This is a genomic window from Pseudomonas sp. Pmew2 (assembly GCF_058129885.1).
Genome location: NZ_CM176702.1, coordinates 120,999 through 146,336, shown reverse-complemented (window position 1 = coordinate 146,336; position 25,338 = coordinate 120,999). Strand labels below are relative to the sequence as shown.

The 25,338-nt window shown below is 58.8% G+C and carries 24 protein-coding genes; 10 read left to right on the top strand and 14 right to left on the bottom strand.

Annotated features, from left to right (window positions below; all coding sequences use genetic code 11):
• Positions 1-29 precede the first annotated feature (29 nt).
• A complete protein-coding gene (locus tag AC4ANK_RS00670) occupies positions 30-350 on the top strand; it encodes a DUF2388 domain-containing protein (protein WP_002555873.1) in 321 nt (106 codons plus the stop codon).
• Positions 347-2,308, top strand: a complete 1,962-nt coding sequence (locus tag AC4ANK_RS00665) for a DUF7844 domain-containing protein (protein WP_002555874.1) — start codon at positions 347-349, stop codon at positions 2,306-2,308. The genes AC4ANK_RS00670 and AC4ANK_RS00665 overlap by 4 nt, the downstream gene beginning before the upstream one ends.
• On the opposite strand, the gene AC4ANK_RS00660 is transcribed toward AC4ANK_RS00665, so the two are convergent.
• Together AC4ANK_RS00660 and AC4ANK_RS00655 are read right to left on the bottom strand one after the other, a co-directional pair.
• Positions 2,309-2,686, bottom strand: a complete 378-nt coding sequence (locus AC4ANK_RS00660; protein WP_002555875.1) for an SCP2 sterol-binding domain-containing protein — start codon at positions 2,684-2,686, stop codon at positions 2,309-2,311. It lies immediately after the preceding gene.
• A gap of 167 nt (positions 2,687-2,853) precedes the next feature.
• Positions 2,854-3,297: a hypothetical protein gene (locus AC4ANK_RS00655; protein WP_002555876.1), complete on the bottom strand. Its 444-nt coding sequence runs from the start codon at positions 3,295-3,297 to the stop codon at positions 2,854-2,856.
• Between the two features lie 142 nt (positions 3,298-3,439).
• Here AC4ANK_RS00655 and AC4ANK_RS00650 point away from each other — a divergent pair, with 142 nt between their 5' ends.
• Positions 3,440-4,189 carry an IS5 family transposase gene (locus AC4ANK_RS00650; protein WP_460382697.1) on the top strand — a complete coding sequence of 250 codons (750 nt, stop codon included), beginning with the start codon at positions 3,440-3,442 and terminating at the stop codon, positions 4,187-4,189.
• A 217-nt stretch (positions 4,190-4,406) separates the two neighbouring features.
• On the opposite strand, the gene AC4ANK_RS00645 is transcribed toward AC4ANK_RS00650, so the two are convergent.
• The 3 genes from AC4ANK_RS00645 to AC4ANK_RS00635 all read right to left on the bottom strand — a co-directional run bounded on the left by AC4ANK_RS00645 (position 4,407) and on the right by AC4ANK_RS00635 (position 6,226).
• Complete coding sequence (locus AC4ANK_RS00645) at positions 4,407-4,682, bottom strand: HU family DNA-binding protein (RefSeq protein ID WP_002555877.1); 276 nt, start codon at positions 4,680-4,682, stop codon at positions 4,407-4,409.
• Between the two features lie 190 nt (positions 4,683-4,872).
• Positions 4,873-6,021, bottom strand: coding sequence for an NAD(P)/FAD-dependent oxidoreductase (locus AC4ANK_RS00640; RefSeq protein ID WP_002555878.1), 1,149 nt, complete (start codon positions 6,019-6,021; stop codon positions 4,873-4,875).
• Between the two features lie 37 nt (positions 6,022-6,058).
• Positions 6,059-6,226 carry a rubredoxin gene (locus AC4ANK_RS00635; protein ID WP_002555879.1) on the bottom strand — a complete coding sequence of 56 codons (168 nt, stop codon included), beginning with the start codon at positions 6,224-6,226 and terminating at the stop codon, positions 6,059-6,061.
• Between the two features lie 186 nt (positions 6,227-6,412).
• Between AC4ANK_RS00635 and AC4ANK_RS00630 the strand changes: the two genes are divergently transcribed.
• The 5 genes from AC4ANK_RS00630 to AC4ANK_RS00610 all read left to right on the top strand — a co-directional run bounded on the left by AC4ANK_RS00630 (position 6,413) and on the right by AC4ANK_RS00610 (position 11,533).
• Positions 6,413-6,973, top strand: coding sequence for a chorismate--pyruvate lyase family protein (locus tag AC4ANK_RS00630; RefSeq protein ID WP_002555880.1), 561 nt, complete (start codon positions 6,413-6,415; stop codon positions 6,971-6,973).
• Entirely contained in the window at positions 6,973-7,863 is an 891-nt protein-coding gene (gene ubiA, locus AC4ANK_RS00625; protein ID WP_002555881.1) for a 4-hydroxybenzoate octaprenyltransferase, read from the top strand. Before AC4ANK_RS00630 ends, ubiA begins: the two co-directional genes overlap by 1 nt.
• 168 nt (positions 7,864-8,031) lie before the next feature.
• Positions 8,032-8,721: a phosphate regulon transcriptional regulator PhoB gene (gene phoB / locus AC4ANK_RS00620; RefSeq protein WP_002555882.1), complete on the top strand. Its 690-nt coding sequence runs from the start codon at positions 8,032-8,034 to the stop codon at positions 8,719-8,721.
• A gap of 50 nt (positions 8,722-8,771) precedes the next feature.
• The gene (gene phoR / locus AC4ANK_RS00615; RefSeq protein WP_002555883.1) at positions 8,772-10,094 is read left to right on the top strand and encodes a phosphate regulon sensor histidine kinase PhoR; all 1,323 of its coding nucleotides are present in this window, start codon (positions 8,772-8,774) and stop codon (positions 10,092-10,094) included.
• A 98-nt stretch (positions 10,095-10,192) separates the two neighbouring features.
• Positions 10,193-11,533, top strand: a complete 1,341-nt coding sequence (locus AC4ANK_RS00610; RefSeq protein WP_002555884.1) for a hemolysin family protein — start codon at positions 10,193-10,195, stop codon at positions 11,531-11,533.
• A gap of 815 nt (positions 11,534-12,348) precedes the next feature.
• Here the strand turns inward: AC4ANK_RS00610 and AC4ANK_RS00605 are convergent.
• From AC4ANK_RS00605 to AC4ANK_RS00570, 8 genes are all read right to left on the bottom strand, one after another.
• Entirely contained in the window at positions 12,349-13,251 is a 903-nt protein-coding gene (locus AC4ANK_RS00605; RefSeq protein WP_044322185.1) for a peptidoglycan DD-metalloendopeptidase family protein, read from the bottom strand.
• A 229-nt stretch (positions 13,252-13,480) separates the two neighbouring features.
• The gene (locus AC4ANK_RS00600; protein WP_002555886.1) at positions 13,481-14,371 is read right to left on the bottom strand and encodes a response regulator; all 891 of its coding nucleotides are present in this window, start codon (positions 14,369-14,371) and stop codon (positions 13,481-13,483) included.
• Positions 14,372-14,574: 203 nt separating this feature from the next.
• On the bottom strand, positions 14,575-15,336 hold the full coding sequence (gene phoU, locus AC4ANK_RS00595; protein WP_002555887.1) for a phosphate signaling complex protein PhoU: 762 nt from the start codon (positions 15,334-15,336) through the stop codon (positions 14,575-14,577).
• Positions 15,337-15,406: 70 nt separating this feature from the next.
• Positions 15,407-16,240, bottom strand: coding sequence for a phosphate ABC transporter ATP-binding protein PstB (gene pstB, locus AC4ANK_RS00590; RefSeq protein ID WP_005734982.1), 834 nt, complete (start codon positions 16,238-16,240; stop codon positions 15,407-15,409).
• A gap of 66 nt (positions 16,241-16,306) precedes the next feature.
• A complete protein-coding gene (gene pstA, locus AC4ANK_RS00585; protein WP_170947386.1) occupies positions 16,307-17,923 on the bottom strand; it encodes a phosphate ABC transporter permease PstA in 1,617 nt (538 codons plus the stop codon).
• Positions 17,924-17,992: 69 nt separating this feature from the next.
• Positions 17,993-20,278 (bottom strand): ABC transporter permease subunit, encoded by a 2,286-nt coding sequence (locus AC4ANK_RS00580; protein WP_002555890.1) that lies wholly within the window; start codon positions 20,276-20,278, stop codon positions 17,993-17,995.
• Positions 20,279-20,420: 142 nt separating this feature from the next.
• The gene (locus AC4ANK_RS00575; RefSeq protein ID WP_460383933.1) at positions 20,421-21,419 is read right to left on the bottom strand and encodes a phosphate ABC transporter substrate-binding protein PstS family protein; all 999 of its coding nucleotides are present in this window, start codon (positions 21,417-21,419) and stop codon (positions 20,421-20,423) included.
• 167 nt (positions 21,420-21,586) lie between these two features.
• On the bottom strand, positions 21,587-22,876 hold the full coding sequence (locus AC4ANK_RS00570) for an MFS transporter (protein ID WP_002555892.1): 1,290 nt from the start codon (positions 22,874-22,876) through the stop codon (positions 21,587-21,589).
• Between the two features lie 435 nt (positions 22,877-23,311).
• Here AC4ANK_RS00570 and AC4ANK_RS00565 point away from each other — a divergent pair, with 435 nt between their 5' ends.
• Complete coding sequence (locus AC4ANK_RS00565) at positions 23,312-23,713, top strand: acyl-CoA thioesterase (protein ID WP_002555893.1); 402 nt, start codon at positions 23,312-23,314, stop codon at positions 23,711-23,713.
• A 91-nt stretch (positions 23,714-23,804) separates the two neighbouring features.
• A complete protein-coding gene (locus tag AC4ANK_RS00560) occupies positions 23,805-24,716 on the top strand; it encodes a D-hexose-6-phosphate mutarotase (RefSeq protein WP_031595760.1) in 912 nt (303 codons plus the stop codon).
• Positions 24,717-24,736: 20 nt separating this feature from the next.
• On the opposite strand, the gene AC4ANK_RS00555 is transcribed toward AC4ANK_RS00560, so the two are convergent.
• On the bottom strand, positions 24,737-25,270 hold the full coding sequence (locus AC4ANK_RS00555) for a DUF3299 domain-containing protein (protein WP_002555895.1): 534 nt from the start codon (positions 25,268-25,270) through the stop codon (positions 24,737-24,739).
• Positions 25,271-25,338: the final 68 nt, after the last annotated feature.

The following is a 25,338-nucleotide window of genomic DNA, read 5'->3' as shown; positions in this document are numbered from 1 at the left end:
CCTCTTTGCGTAACTGGAGACGTCACTACATGCGTACCCCGCTGATTGCTGCTTCCCTTGGCCTGCTATTGCTGGCCGATTTTGCCCAGGCTCAGACCGTTGTAGCCACGAGCAACATCATCGTTCGCGCGTTTGGCCGTACCATTGATTTCACCTCGGACACCACTACATCGATTCGCGACTCCAAAGTCGTGCTCCAGGCCAAGGACGACGCCGCCAGTTACGTTGCCAGCGGCGGTGACATCCACGGTGCCCAGCTGGATGCTGCCTTCGATACACTGCGCACTCGCGTACCAGAAGCACGCGGCGCAAGCGATCAGACCCTGGCTGAAGCAATCCTCGCATTGTGAGGCGATTTCGCGCCTGGCTGCTTGCTGGCGCGCTGTCGCTGGTCGGGACGCATGCCTTTGCCAGCCTGAAGCTGGAACTGCACACGGACGGCCTCGATGCGCCGCAACAGCAAGCCAGCCAGACGCTGCTCGACGAAGCCATGCACGCGCTGCCGCCCAGCTTCGTCGAAGCACTGGACCGAACCGTCGAGGTAAGCTGGTCCAGCGACATGCCGCAAAACGCCTACGGTCAGGCAGCCGGCCCTTATCAGTTATATCTCAACAGCCACTTGCTGGCCTCGTTGACCGACGGTTCGGCAGCCACCGCCCAGACAGGCCGTCCACACGGAACGGTGCGCCAGGAGTTGCTCGCCACCGTCCTGCATGAGCTGACCCACGTCTACGACCGCGCTCGCCTGTGGTCGCCTGCCGAGCGCTCGGCTATCTTCCGCTGCGGATCACGCAACAGCTCACTCGGCAAGATCGGCCTGCCCGACAATTGCCGAGGTCAGACCGAGCGACGCTTTACCCTGAGTGATGACCCTCGCCTGCTGGATCTGGCGGGCTGGCAGCAATACGTCGGACGCCGCGGTGAACGCGAGGAACATAACGGCCAGGTCGCCCGCAGCCCGGACATCTACGAAACCACCAGCCCGCTGGAATTCGTGGCCGTGAACATGGAGTATTTCCTCCTCGACCCGGCCTACGCCTGTCGTCGCCCGGCGCTGTATACGTATTACAAAGAGCGCTTTGGCTGGGCACCCGCAGCACGGGATAAATGCCCCACGTACTACCCTTACCTGAATGCCGGCAGCGACTTCGGCCGTGAGCCGCTGGGCAAGCTGGACCCCGAGCGGGTCTACGCGGTGGATTATCTGCTCGCCGAGGCGAATCAGAACTGGGCGAGCCGCTGGGGCCACAGCATGTTGCGCCTGGTGATCTGCAAACCTGGTCGTCCTCGTGGGCCGGACTGCCGCCTGGACCTTGACCAGCATCTGGTGCTGTCTTATCGGGCATTCGTCGGCGATGTACAGCTATCGAGCTGGGATGGCCTGATGGGTGCCTACCCGTCACGGCTGTTCGTCTTGCCGCTGGCGCAGGTCATCGATGAATACACCAAGACCGAACTGCGCAGCCTGGCCTCCGTGCCAATCAAGCTGTCGCGTCCGGAAATCGAAGGGCTGGTTCAGCACGCTGCCGAGATGCACTGGAGCTACGACGGCAATTACTACTTCCTCTCGAACAACTGCGCCGTTGAAAACCTCAAGTTGCTGCGCGCCGGTACGCACAATCCCAAGCTCGTCGGCCTGGACAGCATTTTGCCCAACGGCCTGCTTGAAGTCCTCAAAGGCCGCGGGCTGGCCGATACCAGTGTGCTGGACGACCCCAGAGAAGCATTGCGTCTGGGCTACCGGTTCGATTCCTACCGTGACCGCTATCAAGCCATGTTCGAGGTTTTGAAGAAGCACCTGCCGATCAAGCAGAACACCGTGGAAGAATGGATGGCCCTGCCAGCCAGTGAGCGCAGTCAGTGGTTCGCTAAGGCCGATCTGCGTACCAGTGCTGCGATTCTGCTGCTGGAGCAGGCCAGCCTGCGCAGGCAACTGCTATTGGCCCAGGACGAAGTGAAGCAGAGCTATCTCGGTGCACGCGAAGTGAAAGACGGCAAGGTCTCCAATGCCACCAAAACGCTACAAGAGATCCTCGCCAGCAGCGGCTTTCTCAGCCGGCCAGCCGAGCTGCTCGGCAGCGGCGGGTACGGTTTGCCACAGGCGGGGGAATGGCAGCGGCTTGAAGCAGAAAGCAGTCAACGCCAGAAACAACTCAAGCGTCTGACCGGCGATCTCGACAAGGAAGTGCGCGCCCTGCTGGAGCCTGAACGCGCCAAGGAAATTGCAGCCAACGAAGCCAACCTCAAACAGGTGTCCGAGCACCTTCGGGCGCTGCATAAGGCGGCAGGCGGGCTGCAACTGCCGTGATCAGGCAGCTTTCTTTTTCGGCTTGAGGTATTTGACCAGGCCCTGGAACCAGATCACCAGGGCCGGGTTGCCCTTGATCTGAATATCCTTGTCCTGAATGCCCTTCATGAACGCCAGTTGCTTGTTCTTCGCCTGGAGTGTGTCAAAACCAAAGGCTGCATCGCGAAACGAGATGGCAAAGGCTGGCTCTGCAACCACACCGCTGGCACTGCGAATGCGCTGATCGTGCACCACGAAGTGACGCGCGATTTTGCCATCTGCGGTCTGTAACTGAAATGTCAGGTCCTTGCCAGCCAACTGCTGCTGGAACGCGGGGTTGTTACGACTGGCGCGGGCCATTAGCAGGCCCAGCATCCACAATAGAAAACGAAACTTCATGCTCGGCCTCTGTACGCACTGGATCCGGTGATCAGGATCGGCGTGGCAGTGTAGCGGTTTATTGGCCCAAAACCTGTAGGACAAGATGAATTTCGAGGGAGATCGGTACAAAACACTTGTTGAACGCAAGGATGCTGCTTCGCGTGGGAAGCAGCATCACGACAGCATTAACGAATACTGTTGATGTTGCCTTTGCTGCCGGTGACCTTCACATCGACCTTCTTGAAGATGAAGTAGTCCTTGATGCTGACTTCGTAACGCGGCGCGACGATCAGATCGGCACCGGAAGATTTGACCGCCTTGTAAGCCGCAGCAGCCTTGGTGGTCGATACCGGATCAGGCAGCGCCAGACCCAGACCGCCACCGCCGCTTGCACCGCCGTATGTCACGCCATCGGCGAACTGGTTATCGCCGCCGAAACTCAGGAAATTGAACAACACATTGGTGGAGGACTCGCCGCTGATGGTACCGCCTACCTTGACGTCCGCCTTGAGGTCGGTTTTGACCGTGCCTTCCAGCGGTGCGCTTGGCTGGCTGACGTTGTAGCTCACGCAGCCGCTGGTAGCGGCGATCAGAGTTGCAACCGCAGCAAACTTCCATAGCTTTTTCATTCGAGATTTCCCAAGAGTAATTGAAGGGGTGCAGCAGGGGCGGGACTCTAGGGTCTGTTCCCGTTTCGACGTAACCCATTGATCTCTATGAGAACAGGCCCGTATTGTTGGAGTTCTCACACAACACCAATACGAGCCTGCAATGCCCCGATTAATGCTCAGTGATGAGCACTGGCCGAAGCTTCGAGAAATTTTGCTGCACGAATCGATCTACAACAAGCGAGATTTGCGCACCACGGTTGAAGGCATGCTGTACCGCATGCGTGTGGGTTGCCCTTGGCGAGACCTGCCGAAAGCGTTTGGAAACTGGAGCAAGGTCTACAAGCGGTTCAATGCCTGGTCTGCTTCAGGCAAGTGGGTCAAGGTGCTTGAGGTGCTGATGACCGATCCTGACATGGAGTGGGTTTTCATTGATGGCAGCTATGTAAAGGCTCATCAGCACAGTGCAGGTGCTGCCAGCACGCAGGACCAGGCCATCGGAAAAAGCCGAGCCGGTAACACCAGCAAGATTCACCTGGCTGTAGACGCTTGTGGGCTGCCCATTGCATTTGACGTGACCGGAGGCCAGACCAATGATTGTTCGCAGGCGGCCTCGTTGATTGCCAAGATGCCCAATGCAGAAGTGATCATTGCGGACAAGGGCTACGACACTGAAGCGATACGCGCTCAGGTCGAGCAGCAAGGCAGCAAAGTGGTGATTCCACGAAAGCGCAATTCTCTGAAAGGGAACGCAGATCTGGACAAAGGGTTATATCGCAATCGACATCTCGTAGAAAACGCCTTTGCCCGGTTGAAGCATTTCCGGGCGGCGGCTTCTCGGTTCGACAAACTCAAGAGAAACTATGAAAGCGTCATAGCAATGGCCTGCGCTTTTCTGTGGCTGCCAATGTGAAACGGGAACAGACCCTAAGGGAATCAGCAATAAGAAAAAGTCAGGCAAAGCCGGGGTTTGAGAAGGCATTCATACGAAATTGAGTAGGACAATTCTCACGAAGAGCTTCGACGAGTGATCGGCGGCACAAACGACACAAACAAAAAGCGGGCAACCAGTCTGAGTGGTGTGCCCGCCTGTGAGTTGCCCGCCTCCCGCCGAGGCGCACAACAGGGTGTCAAGGGTTGACGCTGTCTTTCAGGGCTTTCCCCGGTTTGAAGGCCACTGTGTTGCTTGCCTTGATTTTAACCGGCTCCCCGGTCTGTGGGTTCTTGCCAGTCCGGGCACCGCGATGGCGTTGCAGAAAAGTACCGAAGCCTACCAGCGTGACACTGTCCTTACGGTGCAGTGCGCCAGTAATCTCTTCAAGGATGGCATTGAGAACACGATTGGATTGTTCTTTGGTGAGATCCGCCTTTTCAGCAATGGCGGCTGCAACTTCTGGTTTACGCATATGAAGCCTCTTTTACGGTTTTTTGTTTTTATGTCCCGCGCCGCTTTGTAAAAAACGGCAACAAGGCGCCGCGACGGCTCTACGTAGCGGCAGACAAGACCGAGGATGGCATGCCGAACCAGCCCGCGCCAGTGCGCAGGCGGGGTTTATTGGCAAAAATACGTGGCCTATCCGACAAAATGACGCGAAATTATGCCAATAACGCAGGCAAAACCTTGTTCAGTGCGAGTTTTTCCATAACTGCCGCACCGGTCAGCGCATAGCCCAGCAGGTTGCCATCTGCGTCATGACACAGCGCCTTGATATCAGCCCCCTGCCCTTCGATACTCCAGCGGCCGTCGGTGCCACGCGGTGGCGGCGAAACCACCAGCGGGCAGGCTGGCGTCTTTACTGTGATCGGCATGGGGCCATATTTTACGGCCGTTGGCGTTCCGGCCAGCGTCTGGGCCAACGCCCGAGCGCAGCTCATCAACGGCATGACATAGAGCAGGTTGAGGCCATCGACTTCAGCGCAATCACCCAGCGCGTGGATGTTGGCGTGGGAGGTCTGCAACTGGCGATCCACCAGAATACCGCGCCCCGTCTGCAAGCCCGCGGCAGCGGCCAGATCAATACGTGGGCGCAGACCAATGGCCGAAACCACCAGGTCGCAGTCAATCACCTGCCCGTCCGACAAATGTGCTTGCAGGCCGTCACCACTGCGATTCAGGCGGGTCAGCACCGGGCCCAGGTGGAAACGCGCACCCAGGCTTTCAAGGCCGGTCTTTACCGCAGCCGCAGCGGCAGGTGGTAACAGGGTTGGCATGACCTGCTCGCACGGCGCCACCAGATCCACTTCATAGCCGCCCAGAATCAGGTCGTTGGCGAATTCACAGCCAATGAGCCCTGCGCCGAGAATCAGAACCCGACGCTTTCCCGCCGCAGCCGCTCGAAAACGGGCGTAGTCCTGAAGGTCGTTGATCGGGAAAATCGCATCGCCTGCATCACCTTCCACCGGTACGCGGATGGTTTCAGCCCCCCAGGCCAGCACCAGATCGCGGTAGTGAACCGCTTCTTCACCGATCCACAGACGCTTGTGACCCGGGTCGATCCCGCTGATCCGCGTATGCGTGCGGACTTCAGCCTTGAGCTGATCAGCCATCGCGCCAGGCTCGGCCATGCTCAACCCGTCGGCTTCCTTGTTTTTGCCAAAGCCGGTGGAAAGCATCGGTTTGGAATAGGACCGGCCATCATCGGCCGTGATCAATAGCAGCGGCGTGTCTGCGTCCAGTTTGCGAAACTCTCGGGCGAGGTTGTAACCCGCAAGGCCGGTGCCGATGATGACCACAGGTGCGCTCATTGTTCTTCCCTATTCATTATTTTTCTGCTGGCTGCTATCAGCCGATTTCGATCATCTCAAAGTCCATTTTGCCCACACCGCAATCCGGGCACAGCCAGTCTTCCGGCACATCCTGCCAGAGCGTACCAGGCGCAATCCCGTCATCCGGCCAGCCGTCGGCTTCGTTATAGATCAGGCCACAGACGATGCATTGCCACTTCTTCATGTTCGGTTCTCTCGTTTATCAGGCTAAATAGCGTGTGACGGTCGATTGCCGTCTGAACGGGCGTTGTACTGATCGGCAGGCCCGGATGCAAGTCTGATTCTATAACCTGACGTACTACCGGCGGTCGGTCGGGGCCTGCAATCATGCTAAGCTCGCGGCCTCGTTGGCTGCCGGAACTGGCTTACCGTGACCCAGCAATCCCCCGCATTCATTAGCCCGATCTGGCTCAAGCGCGAGCAATTGATCGATGCGCCCGAACCAATAATGCTCGACTGGTTGTTCAATCAGGACTCCCTCACACGCCGGCTGGACCGTTTGTCTGACGGTGGTTTCAGCGTATTTCCGCAATTCGAAGGCTGGCAGGCTTTGCGCCGTGATGAGTGTCTGGCGCTGGGCCTGCCACTTGCCAGCGAAGGCTGGGTGCGCGAGGTGTACTTGTGCGGTAATGACAGCAACTGGGTATTCGCTCGCAGTGTAGCCGCCCGCAGCGCTTTGCAGGACGGTGGCCTGAATATGGATGAGCTGGGCACTCGCTCGCTGGGTGAGTTGCTGTTCAGCGACCCTGCGTTCGCGCGCGGAACCCTTGAAGTGTGTCATTACCCTGAAGCCTGGCTGCCTGACGCTGTTGCAGCTCGCGGCCTATGGGCACGCCGCTCGCGATTCAGTCGTGGTGCGTTGAGCGTGCTGGTCGCCGAAGTGTTCCTGCCCGCTCTGTGCAATACGATCCATGACAAGGACCCTGTCTGATGTACCTGTCCCTTCTCAAATCCCTCAATCGTCTTAGCCCCCGCGCCTGGGACTTTATCCAGCTGACACGTATCGACAAGCCCATAGGCATTTACCTGCTGCTGTGGCCAACCCTGTGGGCGGTCTGGATTGCGGGCAAGGGCTCTCCGTCGCTGAAGACAGTGTTCATCTTCATGGTCGGCGTATTTCTGATGCGCGCGGCAGGCTGCGTGATCAATGACTTCGCCGACCGCAAGGTGGATGGCCACGTCAAACGCACCGAGCAGCGTCCTCTGGTCAGTGGCAAAGTCAGCTCACGGGAAGCGCTGGCGCTGTTTGCGGTGCTGGTCGGCCTGAGCTTTGTGCTGGTGCTGTTTACTAATGCGACAACCATCTGGCTGTCGTTCGGCGGTCTGGCGCTGGCTGCCTGCTATCCATTCATGAAGCGCTACACCTATTACCCGCAAGTGGTGCTGGGTGCTGCGTTTTCGTGGGGCATGCCGATGGCATTTACTGCAGAAACCGGCGACCTGCCAGCTGCGGCCTGGCTGCTGTACATCGCCAACCTGCTATGGACCGTGGGCTACGACACCTATTACGCAATGGTCGATCGTGACGATGACCTGAAAATCGGCGTGAAATCCACTGCCGTACTGTTCGGCGATGCCGACCGGGTGATCATCCTGACCCTGCAAGGTCTGGCGCTGGGTTGCCTTATGCTGGCCGGCGCGCGTTTTGAATTGGGTGCGTGCTTCTACATAGGCCTGCTGGCAGCAGCAGGATGCTTTGCCTGGGAGTTCTGGAGCACCCGACAGCGCGAGCGGGACGCCTGCTTCAAGGCTTTTTTGCACAACCACTGGGCCGGGCTGGCGATATTTTTGGGTATCGTCGCCGACTATGCGGTGCGCTGAAAACAGCCACCGCCAGCCTCTTTTCGACTGAAATAAACGCAGGATCGCGAGGCCCGCCGACCTCCCGAAACCTGTCGGCGTGCTAGCCTAAACCACACCTGTCACACGACTGCAATAATTCCGTTATCTAATGCGCCCCAAGACAGTTAAATGACAAGAGGTTCGAGCATGGCTGGCAGGAGCATCCTGATCGTTGACGACGAAGCGCCTATTCGTGAAATGATCGCCGTTGCGTTGGAAATGGCTGGATACGACTGTATTGAAGCCGAAAACTCTCAGCAGGCCCATGCGATTATCGTCGACCGCAAACCTGACCTGATTCTGCTCGACTGGATGCTGCCTGGCACATCCGGCATCGAACTGGCCCGTCGCCTTAAACGTGATGAACTGACCGGGGACATCCCGATCATCATGCTCACTGCAAAGGGTGAAGAGGACAACAAGATCCAGGGCCTGGAAGTCGGCGCTGACGATTACATCACCAAGCCCTTCTCGCCCCGCGAGCTGGTGGCACGTCTCAAGGCCGTGCTGCGTCGTGCCGGCCCGACTGATGGCGAAGCACCTATCGAAGTCGGCGGTCTGCTGCTCGACCCGATCAGCCACCGCGTCACCATCGACGGCAAACCGGCTGAAATGGGCCCCACCGAATACCGTCTGCTGCAATTTTTCATGACCCACCAGGAGCGCGCCTACACCCGTGGCCAGTTGCTGGATCAGGTCTGGGGCGGCAACGTCTACGTCGAAGAGCGTACGGTTGATGTGCACATCCGCCGCCTGCGCAAGGCCTTGGGCGATGCGTATGAAAATCTGGTACAAACCGTGCGCGGCACTGGCTATCGCTTCTCGACAAAGAGCTGACAGGCGTTGCGTCGACGCAGGGCAGTGACCAGACAAGGATTTACCCTTAATTGAATCAAAATTGGCACGGCACCTTGATACGCCACATGTTGTTGCTGGTCACCGCCTGCCTGTTGGCCGGCCTGATCAGTGGACAGTATGGCTGGAGCCTGGCCACCGGACTGGGCCTGTATCTGGCCTGGACCCTCAAACAACTGCTGCGCCTGCATGACTGGCTGAGCAGTCACAAGGCTGACGAGCCGCCTCCGGACGGTTATGGTCTGTGGGGCGAAGTGTTCGACAGCATCTATCACCTGCAACGCCGTGATCAGCGTGTCCGCGGACGCCTCCAGGCGGTCATCGACCGGGTACAGGAATCCACCGCCGCCCTGCGCGATGCCGTAATCATGCTCGACAGCGACGGCAACCTGGAGTGGTGGAACCGTGCCGCTGAAACCCTGCTGGGTTTAAAGACGCCGCAGGACAGTGGTCAGCCCGTGACCAACCTGGTCCGGCATCCGCGCTTCAAAGAGTACTTTGCGCTGGGCGACTACAGCGAGCCGCTGGAGATTCCCTCACCGACCAATGATCGCTTGCGCATTCAGTTGTTGATTACCCGTTACGGCAACAATGAGCACCTGATGCTGGTGCGCGATGTGACGCGCATCCACCAGCTGGAGCAGATGCGCAAAGACTTCGTCGCCAACGTGTCTCATGAGTTGCGCACGCCACTGACGGTGATATTCGGTTATCTGGAAACCCTGCTCGATAACGTGGACGAGGTCAATCCGCGCTGGGTGCGGGCGCTGCAACAGATGCATCAGCAAGGCGGGCGCATGCAGACGCTGCTCAACGACTTGCTGCTGCTGGCCAAGCTCGAGGCTACCGATTACCCATCGGACAATCATCCGGTAATGGTCAGTACCTTGCTCAAAACCATCACCGCCGATGCCAATGCGTTGTCGGGCAGCAAGAACCAGCAGATCCACCTGAGCCTGGAAAGCGATATGCGCCTCAAGGGCAGCGAAAGCGAGCTGCGCAGCGCGTTTTCCAACCTGATTTTCAATGCCGTCAAGTACACCCCGGCAGAAGGCGTCATCCGTATCCGCTGGTGGGCCGACGAGCGGGGCGCGCACCTGAGCGTGCAGGATTCGGGGATCGGCATCGAGACCAAACACCTGCCGCGCCTGACTGAACGTTTCTACCGGGTCGATACCAGCCGAGCGTCGAATACCGGTGGTACAGGGCTCGGTCTGGCCATCGTCAAACATGTGCTGCTGCGCCATCGCGGCAACCTTGAAATCAACAGTGTTCCCGGCAAGGGCAGTGTTTTTACCTGTCACTTTGCCAGCGGCCAACTGTCCAAACCCGTACACGACGATTCAGACTACTAGGCAATCGCGCCTTGAGCCGCTACATTGCCGGGCTCATAGCGTCTTCTCTGGCGTGACATTACCCTCTTCTGTTAATACGGACCCTGCAAAACCCCATCATGGACCCTTCCCCTAGTTTCAACCTGTCTTCACTCTTCGCCGATTTCGGCATGATTCTTTTTGCTTTGTTCCTGGTCCTGCTCAACGGCTTTTTCGTTGCGGCAGAATTCGCCATGGTCAAACTGCGCTCGACCAAGGTTGAAGCCATTGCCGACAAGAACGGCTGGCGCGGGCACATTCTGCGCAAGGTACACGGCCAGCTGGATGCCTACCTTTCAGCCTGCCAGCTGGGTATCACCCTCGCCTCCCTGGGCCTGGGCTGGGTCGGTGAACCGGCGTTCGCGCATCTGCTGGAGCCGTTACTCGCAGCGCTGGGCGTCGATACTCCGGAGCTGATCAAGGGCGTGTCGTTTTTCACTGCGTTCTTCATCATTTCCTACCTGCACATTGTCATCGGCGAGCTGGCCCCCAAATCCTGGGCGATCCGCAAACCGGAACTGCTGTCGCTGTGGACAGCGGCTCCGTTGTACTTCTTCTATTGGTTGATGTACCCGGCGATCTACCTGCTCAACGCCAGCGCCAACGCCATTTTGCGCATTGCAGGCCAGGGTGAACCCGGTCCGCATCACGAACACAGCTACAGCCGCGATGAGCTGAAGCTGATTCTGCACTCCAGCCGTGGCCAGGACCCCAGCGATCAGGGCATGCGCGTGCTGGCGTCTGCTGTCGAAATGGGCGAGCTGGAAGTGGTCGACTGGGCCAACTCCCGCGAAGACATGGTGTCGCTGGACTTCAATGCGCCGCTCAAGGAAATCCTCGCCTTGTTCCGCCGCCACAAATTCAGCCGTTATCCGCTGTATGACGCTGAACGTGGCGAGTTTGTCGGCCTGCTGCACATCAAGGACCTGCTGCTGGAACTGGCGGCGCTGGACCACATCCCGGAGTCGTTCAACCTGGCTGAACTGACCCGCCCGCTGGAGCGTGTTTCGCGACATATGCCGCTTTCGCAGCTGCTGGAGCAGTTCCGCAAGGGCGGCGCGCACTTTGCCGTGGTCGAGGAAGCCGACGGCAAGATCGTCGGCTACCTGACCATGGAGGACGTGCTTGAAGTGCTGGTGGGCGACATCCAGGACGAACATCGCAAGGTGGAGCGCGGCATTCTCGCGTATCAGCCGGGCAAACTGCTGGTACGGGGCGATACACCGTTGTTCAAGATCGAGCGCCTGCTGGGCATCGATCTGGACCACATCGAAGCCGAGACACTGGCCGGTCTGATCTACGACACACTCAAGCGCGTGCCGGAAGAAGAAGAGCAAATGGAAGTCGAAGGCCTGCGCATCATCATCAAGAAGATGAAAGGCCCGAAAATCGTACTCGCCAAGGTGCTGAAGCTGGACTGACCCGATCAGGTCTACCCGTTCAAGAGCGGACGCAAGGTGTTCTACCGGACGCCTATCGTTCCTCACGCTCCAGCGTGGGAATGCCGTGGGTGACGCTCCGCGTCACAGGTCTGCGCCGCGCCGCATACTCAAAGCGGACGCAGAGCGTCCAGAACGGCATACCCACGCGGAGCATGGGCACGATAGGTGCTCTCCCGAACGCCTATCGTTCCTCACGCTCCAGCGTGGGAATGCCGTGGGTAACGCTCCGCGTCACAGGTCTGCGCCGCGCCGCATACTCAAAGCGGACGCGGAGCGCCCTGAACGGCATACCCACGCGGAGCATGGGCACGATAGGTGCTCTCCCGAACGCCTATCGTTCCTCACGCTCCAGCGTGGGAATGCCGTGGGCGACGCTCCGCGTCACAAATCTGCGCCGCGCCGCATACTCAAAAGCGGACGCGGAGCGCCCTGAACGGCATACCCACGCGGAGCATGGGCACGATAGGTGCTCTCCCGAATGCCTATCGTTCCTCACGCTCCAGCGTGGGAATGCCGTGGGTGACGCTCCGCGTCACAGGTCTGCGCCGCGCCGCATACTCAAAAGCGGACGCGGAGCGCCCTGAACGGCATACCCACGCAGAGCATGGGCACGATAGGTGCTCTCCCGAACGCCTATCGTTCCTCACGCTCCAGCGTGGGAATGCCTTGGGTGACGCTCCGCGTCACAGGTCTGCGCCGCGCCGCATACTCAAAGCGGACGCGGAGCGCCCTGAACGGCATACCGACGCGGAGCGTCGGCACGATAGTCAAGAAATGGACGGTCGCTCCAGCAGTCAATTCCCGCCGACGGCGAAGTTGGGCAGGCTCTGCACTGGTCTGGCGAATTCGTAAGGGATCGATACCAGTTCATGGCCCAAATTGCGTTGCACGACAAAGTGCAGATGCGGGCCGGTGCTGTTTCCGGTATTACCCGACCGCGCCAGCGCGGTTCCGACGCTGACCCGCTGACCTTCCCTGACACTCACCGAACCGCGCATCAGGTGCAGATAGACGCCCATCGTGCCGTCTTCGTGCAGAATCCGTACGAAGTTGCCTGACGCATTCGAACCCCTCCCTGACTGGCTGTTTTCGATCTTTATCACCGTCCCGCCGCGTGCGGCGATGATCGGGGTGCCTTCGGGCATGGCAATGTCCATCGCATAGCGGCCCTTGGCACCATAATGACTGTATTTGCCATTCGGCCCCTGAGTCAGGCGAAACGGTCCGCCAATCCACGGCAATGGGTATTTATAGGCCTGCACCGAACCTTTGGGATCGCCCAGGGTTGAAGTCAGCACCGAGGCATAGTTCATCGGCTTGCTCCCCACTTTGGGGCTCAGCACCACCACACGTTCATTACTGCGCGCAGGGATCGTGCGGCGCAGCGTTGCTGACGAGCCAGAGACGCCCAGCACGTTGGTCACACTGGAAAGCTTGAGTTCGACCTCGACCGGGGCGTACAGATCGTTGCGCACGTACAGGCTGTGCACGCCCTTTTCACGCCTGACACTCAAATGCACCTGGCCGTCGATACGCTCGACCATCCGGTCCCGAAACACCATGACCGATGCGCCAGGTGTTGGCCGATCCGAGAACGACACCACGCCATCGGCATCGGTGAATTTATAGATCGTGACTGCCCCGGCCGACTGCACAGTCAACATCAGGGCAAACAGGATAAGCAGGCGTGCAAGCATCAGAGGCGTTCGGGTTCAAGGGCACTGGGTGCCAAGCCTAGCAGCCTTGCAGACAGAAGAGGACTCGTCGGTATCAATCGGACATGAATAACGCGCCAGACAAGCCACGGACACAGCATGATCAGCGAGGGGGTGATTGCAGCGGGGTGAAGTTATTAGGTAGCTGTGCAGTAGGTATTTGGGGCATGCCAACGCGAACGTCGGCATGCCAGTCAGCAGGAGGCGTGTATCAGGCTCCGGGGATAAAGTGCTTCTGAGCCGTGCCACGTGCGATCAGGCGCGACAGGTAGTCGAGCTTCTGCGCATCCTGATCGACAAAGCGGAAAGTCACTTGCAGCCATTCACTGTCAGGCTTCTGCTCGAACGCGGCAACGGAGTGCAGGTAGCCATTCAGGCGTGCGACCTCGTTGCTCTCGCCTTGCTCAAGGTCCAGTACCGCGCTGTCGAGCACCTGCGGCAGGTTTTCGCTGACGCGTATCACCAGTGTGGCGTCTTTCAGCGTCAAAGCCTTGATCACGCACGACTGAATGCCGTTGGGCAGGCGCAACTGACCCTGTCCACGACCGGCAGGCTCCGGCGATTTGGCTGCTACAGGCGGCGCTTTGGCGATACCGGCAGGCGCGGCAGCTGGCGTGGCGCGAACCACTTCGGCCTTGCCGCCGGTCAATGCACTGAGCGAGTCATTGAGCGGCGAGTTCATGCGTGCCGGGGCTGTGGACATGACCGCATCAAGCTTGCCGACCTTCGCCAGCGCCTTCTTGACCTTGGTCAGCAACTGCTCGTTAGTGAACGGTTTGCCGACAAAATCGGTCACGCCGGCCTGAATAGCCTGCACGACGTTTTCCTTGTCGCCACGGCTGGTCACCATGATGAACGGCACGGTTCTCAGGTAATTGTCTTGCTCACGACACCATGTCAACAGCTCCAGGCCGGACATCTCGGGCATTTCCCAGTCGCACAGAATCAGATCGAACGACTCTTTGCCCAGCAAAGCCTGAGCCTTGCGACCATTGACTGCGTCCTCGGTATGAATCCCGGGAAAATAATTGCGCAGCCCTTTCTTGACCAAGTCGCGAATGAAAGTCGCGTCATCCACCACCAATACACTGACCTTACTCATCGACGCTCCTGCGGGCGTGTTCACCTGGAGGCGAACTGCGGTATGCCAACACGCCCTTTGTTTCGGCAAGCATAGCGTTGACCGGTGGCCAACTGCCATATTGATTGACTGCGCCGCGACATTTAATCCGCAGGCGACGGGAATACTCGTCTGCACAACGAAAAACGCCCAGCGCATGCTGGGCGTTTTTCTCGCAGGCAATCTTACTTATCGTCAGCGTCGCCCGGAACATTAGCGGTTTCGCTCGAGATACCCTGCACTTCTTCCTTCATGCGCTTGAGCCCCATGTGCCGCACGTCGGTGCCACGCACCAGATAAATCACCAGCTCGGAAATGTTGCGGGCATGGTCGCCGATGCGCTCCAGAGAGCGCAGCACCCAGATGACGTCCAGCACGCGGGAGATCGAGCGTGGATCTTCCATCATGTAGGTCGCCAGCTCGCGCAGGGCGGTTTTGTACTCACGGTCGATGGTCTTGTCGTACTGCGCGACCGACAGGGCCAGCTCAGCGTCGAAACGCGCGAACGAGTCCAGGGCATCGCGAACCATGTTGCGCACCTGATCACCGATATGACGGACCTCGACGTAACCGCGTGGCGCCTCGCCCTCTTCGCAGAGTTTGATGGCACGGCGGGCGATCTTGGTGGCTTCATCACCGATGCGCTCCAGGTCGATCACCGACTTGGAAATGCTGATGATCAGGCGCAGATCGGACGCCGCTGGCTGGCGACGAGCCAGAATGCGCAGGCATTCTTCGTCAATGCTGCGCTCCATCTGATTGATCCGGTCGTCGACCTCGCGAACGCGCTGGGCAAGACCGGAGTCGGCCTCGATCAGTGCCGTGACAGAATCGTTCACCTGCTTCTCGACCAGGCCACCCATTTCGAGCAAATGGCTGCGAACGTCTTCGAGTTCCGCGTTGAACTGTTGGGAAATGTGATGCGTATGGCTGTCTTTGTGGATCATGCTGGGTGTCCTTGGAACGTCCGGTTAATAGCGAAAACGCAGCGGTGGTTCAGGTCTGACGAAGCACGTCCTAGCCGTAACGACCGGTGATGTAGTCTTCTGTCTGTTTTTTTGCCGGGTTGGTGAACAAGGTGTCTGTATCACCGAACTCGACGAGTTTGCCCATGTACATAAACGCGGTGTAATCCGACACCCGAGCCGCCTGCTGCATGTTGTGCGTAACGATCACAATGGTGTATTTCGATTTCAGTTCGTAGATCAGTTCTTCGACTTTAAGGGTCGAAATCGGGTCAAGTGCCGAACAGGGTTCGTCGAGCAGCAAAACTTCCGGCTCCACGGCGATCGTTCGGGCAATGACCAGACGCTGTTGCTGCCCTCCGGACAACCCCAACGCCGACTCATGCAGTCGATCCTTGACCTCATCCCAGAGCGCAGAGGCTTTCAGCGCCCACTCGACGGCTTCATCGAGTACGCGCTTCTTGTTGATCCCCTGAATGCGCAGGCCGTAGACCACGTTTTCATAAATCGTCTTGGGGAACGGGTTCGGCTTCTGGAACACCATGCCGACGCGCCGACGCAACTCAGCAACTTCCTCGCCTTTGGTGTAGATGTTGTGACCGTACAGGTTGATTGCGCCTTCAACGCGGCAGCCATCGACCAGATCGTTCATGCGATTGAAACTGCGCAACAGGGTCGACTTGCCACAACCGGACGGACCGATGAACGAGGTCACCTTCTGCTTGGGGATATTCAGGGCAATATCGAACAGCGCCTGCTTGTCGCCATAGAACAGATTCAGACCCGGCACTTCGATGGCCACGGTCTCATCGGCCAGATCCAGGCGTTGCTTGTGACGCCTCAGGGCCGACATGTTCATGCCGTGAGTCGGGCTTTCATGCTGCATGGATTGCTCCTGTGCGAACGATTCGCTTCATCGAACGGCTGCGTTTGCCAAAGGGCGAATTCGGGATCAATTGTCGAGCGCCTTATACTTTTCCCGCAAATGGTTACGGATACTCACAGCCGAGAGATTGAGCAAGGCGATGACCAGCACCAGCAACAGCGCGGTGGCGTAGACCAGCGGGCGTGCCGCCTCGACGTTCGGGCTCTGGAAGCCGACGTCGTAAATGTGGAAACCCAGGTGCATGATCTTCTGATCGAGATGCAGATAAGGATAGTTGCCATCCAGCGGCAGCGACGGGGCCAGTTTGACCACGCCCACCAGCATCAATGGCGCAACTTCCCCGGCGGCACGCGCCACCGCCAGAATCAGGCCGGTCATCATTGCCGGGCTGGCCATTGGCAATACAATCTTCCACAGCGTCTCGGCCTTGGTCGCGCCCAGCGCCAGCGAGCCTTCGCGCAGGGTCAGCGGAATACGCGCCAACCCTTCTTCGGTGGCCACGATCACCACCGGCACGGCCAGCAGCGCCAGGGTCAGCGAGGCCCATAACAGGCCTGGCGTACCAAACGTCGGGGCTGGCAGCGCTTCAGGAAAGAACAGCCGGTCTACCGAGCCGCCGAGCACATAAACGAAAAAACCGAGGCCGAACACGCCGTACACAATCGCCGGCACACCGGCCAGGTTGTTCACCGCAATGCGGATCAGCCGGGTAACCGGCCCCTGACGCGCGTACTCGCGCAGGTAAACCGCTGCCAGCACACCGAACGGCGTCACGATCACTGCCATGATCAGGGTCATCATCACCGTGCCGAAGATAGCCGGGAAAATACCCCCTTCGGTGTTGGCTTCGCGAGGGTCGTCACTGAGAAATTCCCACAGTTTCTGGAAGTAGAAACCCAGCTTGGTAACGGTGCCCATCGCGTTGGGCTGGTAAGCACGCACCACTTTGCCCAGGCTGAGTTCGATTTCTTTGCCATTGCCATCGCGTGCCGTCAGGCTGTCGCGATCAAAAGCCTCATGCAGGCCGTCCAGACGCCCCTCGATGACCTTGTAACGCGCGTCCAGCTCGGCACGTTCTGCAGCCATGTCAGCTTGCGCAGCGGCATCGAGCCGGCCATTGAGTTCCAGCTTGCGGGCCTGCAGACGCAGGCGCTCAATACCGTGATTGATGGCCCCGATGTCTTTCTTTTCCAGAATGTAGAGTTCGTCAGCCAGCTTTTCGACGCGTTTGATGCGCTCTTGCAGGATCGGCCAGGCAGCTTCGCCTTGTGCCACTATCCGGCCGTCTTCTTTGACGTTGACCAGATAGCCGTAGAAATTGCCCCACTCCCGGCGCTCCAGTGTCATCAGTTCGGCAGGACGGCTCTGGTCGGTCAGCCAGTCGCCCACAACCCAGGTGAAATCGCTGGGGTTGAGGTCACGGTTGCCAACCTTGAACAGCTCACGGGTCATGAACTCCGGCCCTTGGTCAGGCACCGGCAGACCCGCGCTTTTCAAACGCGCACGAGGGACCTGTTCCTGCTCGACCCGCTCACCAACCAGCACACTCGATTCCTGATTGGGCACCGCATAACGTGCGACCACCAGATCAGCGGGCCAAAAGTGCCCAAGCCCCCGCACGGCGATCACCGCCAGCAGGCCGATGGTCATGATGACAGCGATGGATACGGCACCCGCACTCATCCAGACGCCGGGGGCGCCGCTTTTGAACCAGTTTTTGAGGGAGTTCCGCTTCACCAACGCCTACCTTCCTTACAACGCCGAGTATTGCTTGCGCAGACGCTGACGAATCAACTCCGCGAGGGTGTTCATCACAAAGGTGAACATCAACAGCACCAACGCCGCCAGAAACAACACCCGATAATGGCTGCCGCCTACTTCCGACTCTGGCATCTCCACCGCGACATTGGCCGCCAGCGTGCGCATGCCTTCAAACAGATTCATGTCCATGATCGGCGTGTTGCCGGTCGCCATCAGCACAATCATGGTTTCCCCCACCGCCCGGCCCATGCCGATCATCAAGGCCGAAAAAATACCGGGGCTGGCGGTCAGGATGACTACACGCGTCAGGGTCTGCCACGGCGTCGCGCCCAGCGCCAGAGAGCCCAGTGTCAGGCTGCGCGGCACGCTGAACACGGCGTCTTCGGCAATTGAATAGATGTTGGGGATCACCGCGAAACCCATTGCAATGCCGACCACCAACGCGTTGCGCTGATCGTAGGTGATGCCCAGTTGGTCGCGGATCCATGTGCTCATGTCGCCGCCGAAGAACCAGCTCTCCAGGTGCGGGCTCATGCTCAGTGAAAACCAGCCCACCAATAGCACAACGGGAATCAGGATCGCGCCTTCCCAGCCATCGGGCACGCGCAGGCGAAGCGAATCAGGCAGACGGGTCCAGAAAAAGCCCGCCAGCAAAATGCCGATCGGCGTGAGCAGCAGCAAGCTGAAGATGCCCGGCAAATGACCTTCCAGATACGGCGCCAGAAACAATCCGGCAAAGAAACCGAGAATCACCGTCGGCATCGCTTCCATCAATTCAATCACCGGCTTGACCTTGCGGCGCATGCCCGGCGCCATGAAGTAGGCGGTGTAGATCGCGGCCGCCACGGCCAGCGGCGCGGCCAGCAACATGGCGTAGAACGCCGCTTTCAGGGTGCCGTAGGTCAAGGGTGCCAGGCTCAGCTTTGGCTCGAAGTCGGAGTTGGACGCCGTGGATTGCCAAACGTACTTGGGCTCGTCGTAATTCTCATACCAGACCTTGCCCCATAGCGAGCTCCAGGAGACTTCCGGGTGCGGGTTGTCCAGCGCCAGCGGCAACAGCTTGCCAGCGCTTTCGATCAGAACCCGGTTGGCGCGCGGCGATAACGCCAGAATGCCGGGACCGTCAGTTACCTTGTCGATCAGCAAGGTTCGGTGCGCGGTGCTGTGGAACACGCCAAGCTTTCCCGAAGCGTCCAGAGCAATGAAGCCCTTGCGCCGCTGTTCGGCCTTGATCTGCTCGATAGGTGCGCTGCCCATTTTAAAGTCGCGGATGCGCATCAGGCGCTGCTCGCCGTCAGTGTCCCGGGCCATGAACCACTGGGACATGCTGCCCTTTGAGTTGCCAATGATCAGCGAAATACCGCCGACCAGTTGGGCACTCGCCGTGATCTCGGCGTTACCGTCTTCCAGCAATTTATAGCGGCCATTGAGGGTTCGGTCGCGCAGGCTGAACACATCCGCCTGGGCGCGACCATTGATGACATACAACCATTGCTGGCGCGGATCGATGTAAATCGCTTTCACGGCGGCCGACATCTGCGGTAGCTCGATGCGAGTCTGCTCACGCGTCATCTCGCCGGTCATCATGTTTTCTTTCTGCTCGAGCGAGATAACGTGCAACTGAGTGCCGGTAGACCCTGCCAGCTTGAGGCTGTCGCCATCGGCACTGACGGTCACATGCTCGACTGCGCGACCGGCCTCATCCAGCACCAAAGGCGCTTCGCCGTAGGGCCAGGCCACGCTCGGGGTGATGGTTTTCTGATTGTTCGGATAGGTCGTCAGGTACGAGTGCCTGAACACCAGCACCTGGCCATTGGACAAGCCCAAAGCTATTAATGGTGCGCCGGGCTGATCCTTGCCGATGGAAGCGACAGACACGCCAGCGGGCAGCGGCAAGGCAACCCTATGCAGTTCTGCGCCATCCTTGACGTTGAAAAAGATGACTTCGCCCTTGTCGGAAATGCGCATCCCGATCTGGTTCTGCTCTTCAATTGCGATCATCAACGGCGTGCCCGCATCCTGCATCCAGGCAGTATTCAGCACGGGTTCGGAAGTAAGGCTTGCGCCTTTGAAGAGCGGCGCGACGACATAGGCCAGATAGAAGAAGATCAGTGTGATCGCCGCCAGAACGGCAAGGCCACCAATAGCGACGTACCAGTGAGTGAGGCGATCCTTGAACGCACGGACACGACGCTTTCTCACCATCGCAGGCGTATTGAAATCAATACGCGCTGGAGGCGAGCTTTGGTCCATCGTCGATTTGAACAGCTCATTCATGCGCACACACCGTAGACGCCTTGTATGACAGAAAAATTACAGCAAGGTGACGCAAGAAAGCCCGCTGCCTGCGAAACCGGCGGCGGACTGTTCAATTTGTATGCAGGCCAGTCCATTGAGCCCCGCTCCAACGCGTACGTGACTACTTTACCGCCACGCCGCCCGCGCCCTGCAGGCCAAGATCGGCCAGCGTCTTCTCGACGACACGGGCGGGCAGCGGGATATAACCGTCCTTCATCACCACTTCCTGGCCCTGTCTCGACAGCACCAGTTTTACAAACTCGGCCTCCAGCGGCGCCAAGGGCTGGTTCGGCACCTTGTTCACGTACACGTAAATGAAGCGCGACAGTGGATAACTGCCGTTCAGGGTATTGGCTTCGCTGTCTTCGACAAATTCGCCGCCCTCTTTCTTCGCCAGCGGGACGGTCCTGACATTGGATGTCTTGTAGCCGATGCCTGAGTAGCCAATGCTGTTAAGCGAATTGCTGATGGCGCTGACGACCGAGGCGGAACCAGGCTGTTCGTTGACGTTGGCTTTGAAATCGCCTTTGCACAGGGCTTCTTCCTTGAAATAACCGTAAGTACCCGACACCGAGTTGCGACCGAACAACTGAATCGGCTTGCCTGCCAGGCTGCCGCTCACACCGACATCACCCCAGGTTTTCGCATCCGCCCTGGCACCGCACAGGCGGGTCGCAGAAAAGATTGCGTCCACCTGCTGCAGGGTCAGGCCCTTGATCGGATTGTCCTTGTGCACGAATACGGCCAATGCGTCCACAGCGACCGGAATAGCGGTCGGTTTGTAGCCGTGTTTCTGCTCAAAAGCAGATAATTCGCCGTCTTTCATCCTGCGGCTCATCGGGCCCAGATTGGCCGTGCCCTCGGTCAGTGCAGGTGGCGCTGTGGAAGAGCCGGCCGCTTGAATCTGGATGTTCACGCTCGGGTATTCTTTCTTGTAGGCCTCGGCCCACAGGGTCATCAGATTTGCCAGAGTATCGGAGCCGACACTGGAGAGATTGCCCGACACACCGGAGGTCCTGGTATAGGCCTTGATGGCAGGGTCGACGGCAGCCAGCGTATTGGCTGCCGTCGCGCTGGCGGCAACCCATATCAGTGCAGCCATCAAACGCTTGAGTGTCATCCTTGCGCTCCTGGCAGGGTATGTAGGTGTCCACAAGCCTTTTGGGCCAGTCTTGTGACTACTCTATGAATTGATTATGACAATAAGATTAAAAGGCCATCGCCCCTCGCAGGGAGATAGCCTTTCGCTGTAGCGGATACCTTGAGCGTTTTACCAGTGGGTGCTGATCAACGCTTTCTGGTGAGCAAAAACACGCCGATTGCCATACCCAGGCCGCAGAGAATCGCGACATACCAGGCCGGGCCCATCGGGCTGCTCTTGAGCATGAACGTCACCACCATCGGCGTCAGCCCCCCGAAAATGGCGTATGCCAGGTTGTAAGAGAACGACAGCCCGGAGAAACGCACCACGGGCGGGAAAGCCTTGACCATGACATAAGGAACCGCGCCGATAGTGCCAACGAACAGGCCCGTCACGGCATACAGCGGGAACAGCACTTCCGGATGGCTGCCGAGGACGTGATAGAACGTCCAGGAACTGACCAGCAAACCTGCGCTGCCCAGCAGAAACACCCGGCCTGCGCCGAAACGATCCGCCAGCGCGCCTGCTGCGATGCAACCCACGCTCAGGAATACAATTGCCAGGCTGTTGGCTTTCAGCGCGGTAGCGGCCGGAAAGCCATAGATGGTTTGCAGAATGGTCGGCGTCATCAGGATAACGACGATGATGCCGGCCGAGAGCAACCAGGTCATCAGCATCGACAGCGCAACTGCACCACGATGATCACGCAGCACCGCCTTGAGCGGCACTTCTTCAGCCAGCGCCTTGCGCAGTTGCAGTTCGGCGAACACCGGCGTTTCGTGCAACAGACGGCGCAGATAAACCGACATCAGGCCAAACACGCCGCCCAGCAGGAAAGGGATCCGCCAGGCGTAATCCGACACTTCGACCGGGGTATAAATACTGTTGATCGCCGTGGCGACCAGCGAGCCCAGCAGGATGCCCGCTGTCAGCCCTGCGGTCAGGGTGCCGCAGGCATACCCGACACGCCGTGCAGGCACATGCTCGGAGACGAAGACCCAGGCGCCAGGCACTTCACCGCCGATGGCGGCACCTTGAATGACGCGCATCAACAGCAGCAGAATCGGCGCCCACATGCCGATCTGTGCGTAGGTCGGTAGCAGACCCATGATCAGGGTCGGCACCGCCATCATGAAAATGCTCAGCGTGAACATTTTCTTGCGCCCCAGCAGATCGCCGAAGTGCGCCATGATAATGCCGCCCAGCGGCCTCGCCAGATAACCGGCGGCGAAAATGCCGAACGTCTGCATCATGCGCAGCCAGTCGGGCATGTCCACCGGGAAAAACAGCTTGCCGACCACCGCCGCGAAAAACACGAAAATGATGAAGTCGTAGAACTCCAGCGCGCCACCCAAAGCAGAGAGCGAAAGGGTTTTGTAATCGCTGCGGGTCAAAGGCCGCGCAGGCTGCGTGGAACTTGAAGGAACAGATGACATGACAAGGCTTCTCTTTACTTGTTCTTTAAAAAGGGGCAAGCGACAGCAACGCTGGCTGCTTGCTGCGGGGTGCCGTGCAGAAGCGATTGTCGAGGGCAAAGGCGCAGATAGGCACCAAAATTGCGTGTACAGGCAGTCTTGTCACCTGTAGAGGTTCAGCAAGATAGCAAATTGCTCTTAAAAACACATGTCAAGAACTGCATCATTACAAAATGGAAACCCGACGGTCGTTCTATGACGCAACGCCCGATATACTCGCAAGTCGTCAGCAGCACTGGGAAGTTGTGCGAAAACGTCTGAAACAGCGGGTTTCGCAGAGTTTCTCTATGGGCCACACCTGCACTGGACACACAATGTTCATGCGCATGGTTTTGAATGGCGCCTGTTAACCGCAGCATACAATAATGAGAGTCATGGGTCAGAGGCACCCTAGGCATGATCGAGCTCGAACAAGAAGATCCAACTCCGCAAGGCGACCTTGCACTGCAAATTACCGCCCTTCCCCGCGAAACCAATGGCTTTGGCGACATCTTCGGCGGCTGGCTGGTCTCCCAGATGGACCTGGCGGGTACAGCCATGGCCAGTAAAGTGGCCGGCGGCCGTGTAGCGACCGTGGCGATTGATCGCATGGCGTTTCTGGTCCCGGTCGCAGTTGGCGAGCAGCTTTCCTTTTACACCCGCACCCTGGAAGTCGGACGCACCTCGATCAAGATGATGGTCGAAGTGTGGAGCGATGACCCGCTCACCAGCGAATGGCGCAAGGTCACTGAGGCCGCATTCGTGTTCGTGGCCATAGATTCCAGCGGGCGGACACGCTCGGTTCCCGCACGACGGTAACTGGTTGCTCAACCCAAGGATGGCTGCCCGGTTAAACTCACCTTGCGTGAAGCGGTCTATTTTCGTCACGGTCATTGAGTGAGAACTTTGCATGCCAACATCCCCGGTTGAACCCAACGTTGAATCTGTCCAGTACGACGAACTGAACTGCTGGCGTATTCGCCACGGCGAAGCAGAGCTGCTGGTTGCGCAGCAGGGCGCACATATCCTCAGCTATCAAGTGGCCGGACAGCAGCCTCTGGTGTGGCTGAATGAAGAGGCGGTTTTCAAGCAAGGCAAACCCATTCGCGCGGGCATGCCCATCTGCTGGCCGTGGTTCGGTAACCTGGAACGCAACCCGCAAAGCGTGCAGGCAATGCGCGACAGCAGCGAACCTGCCAAGGCGCATGGTGAAGTGCGAGCGCTGGATTGGCAGTTGCTGGGGATCGGAGCAGATGGCGATGCACTGCTGGTGGAGTTCGTCCTTCCGGAAGCCGAAGGCCACCTGCCAGGCTGGCCGCACAACGTCGCCCTGAAACTCAGCATCCGTCTGGACCATGCTCTGAACGTCAGCCTGGTCAGCTACAACTGCGGCACAGAATCTGTCGTTATCAGCCAGGCGCTGCACACCTATTTCGCCGTCAGCGATGTTCGTCAGGTCAGCGTCGAAGGGCTCGACGGCCTGCGCTACATCGAAACCCTGGCAAACTGGGAAGAACGTGAACAGGCCGGCGACCTGACGTTCACTGGCGAAACCGACCGTATCTACAAGGATATACCGGGGGTACTCAGCATCGTTGACCCCCAATGGCAGCGCCGCATCCATATCCGCAGCACCGGCTCGAAATCAGCCATCCTGTGGAACCCGTGGATCGAGAAAACCGGCAAATTCACCGACATGGCAGCAGATGGCTGGCAGCGCATGGTCTGCGTCGAAACGGCCAACGTGCTGGACGACGTGGTGACGCTGGCCCCCGACCAGATGCATGTTCTGGGTGTGAGTATCTGGAGCGAGGCGCTCTGATCAGTTATTGATCAAGCCCATCAAAGGTCCGATTCAACCACAACGCGGACCTTTGACGCATCCATCGCATACGCCGCATCAGCCAGATCGTTACTGACCTTCTCGATTTTCAGGGTGCCTTCTACCCACAGTGGTGTGTAGATATCATCCAGTTTCAGGCCTTTGGGGTAACGCACAAGCACCAACTGGTTAGGCGGCGGTGGCGGGACGTGAATGCAGGCGCCTGGATAGGGCACGATGAAGAACAGCGTGCTGTGGCCCTTGGCATCGGTTTCGAGGGGTACAGGGTAACCGCCAAGACGAATGGTCTTGCCGTTCATTGCCGGGACGGTCTTGGTCGAATACATGACCGCAGGCAAACCCTTGCTCTGCTTCAAGCCACCCTTGCTGTCGAACGTGCCCATCGCTTCCGGAGAATTGTGGTCAATCTCGGGCATGGCTTCGAGGGCTTTTTGATCGGACTTGGGCATCAACTCTAGCCAGTCGGTTTCCGGCAACTGGGCGTGTGCAAGCCCGGACAGCAGCAGAAGAGTCATCAACAAGAAGCGGCGCATGATAAAGCTCGGCAAAGAAGGAAGAGTTGCCGCGCATTCTAGCCCTCTGTGCTGCGCAGAACAGAGGG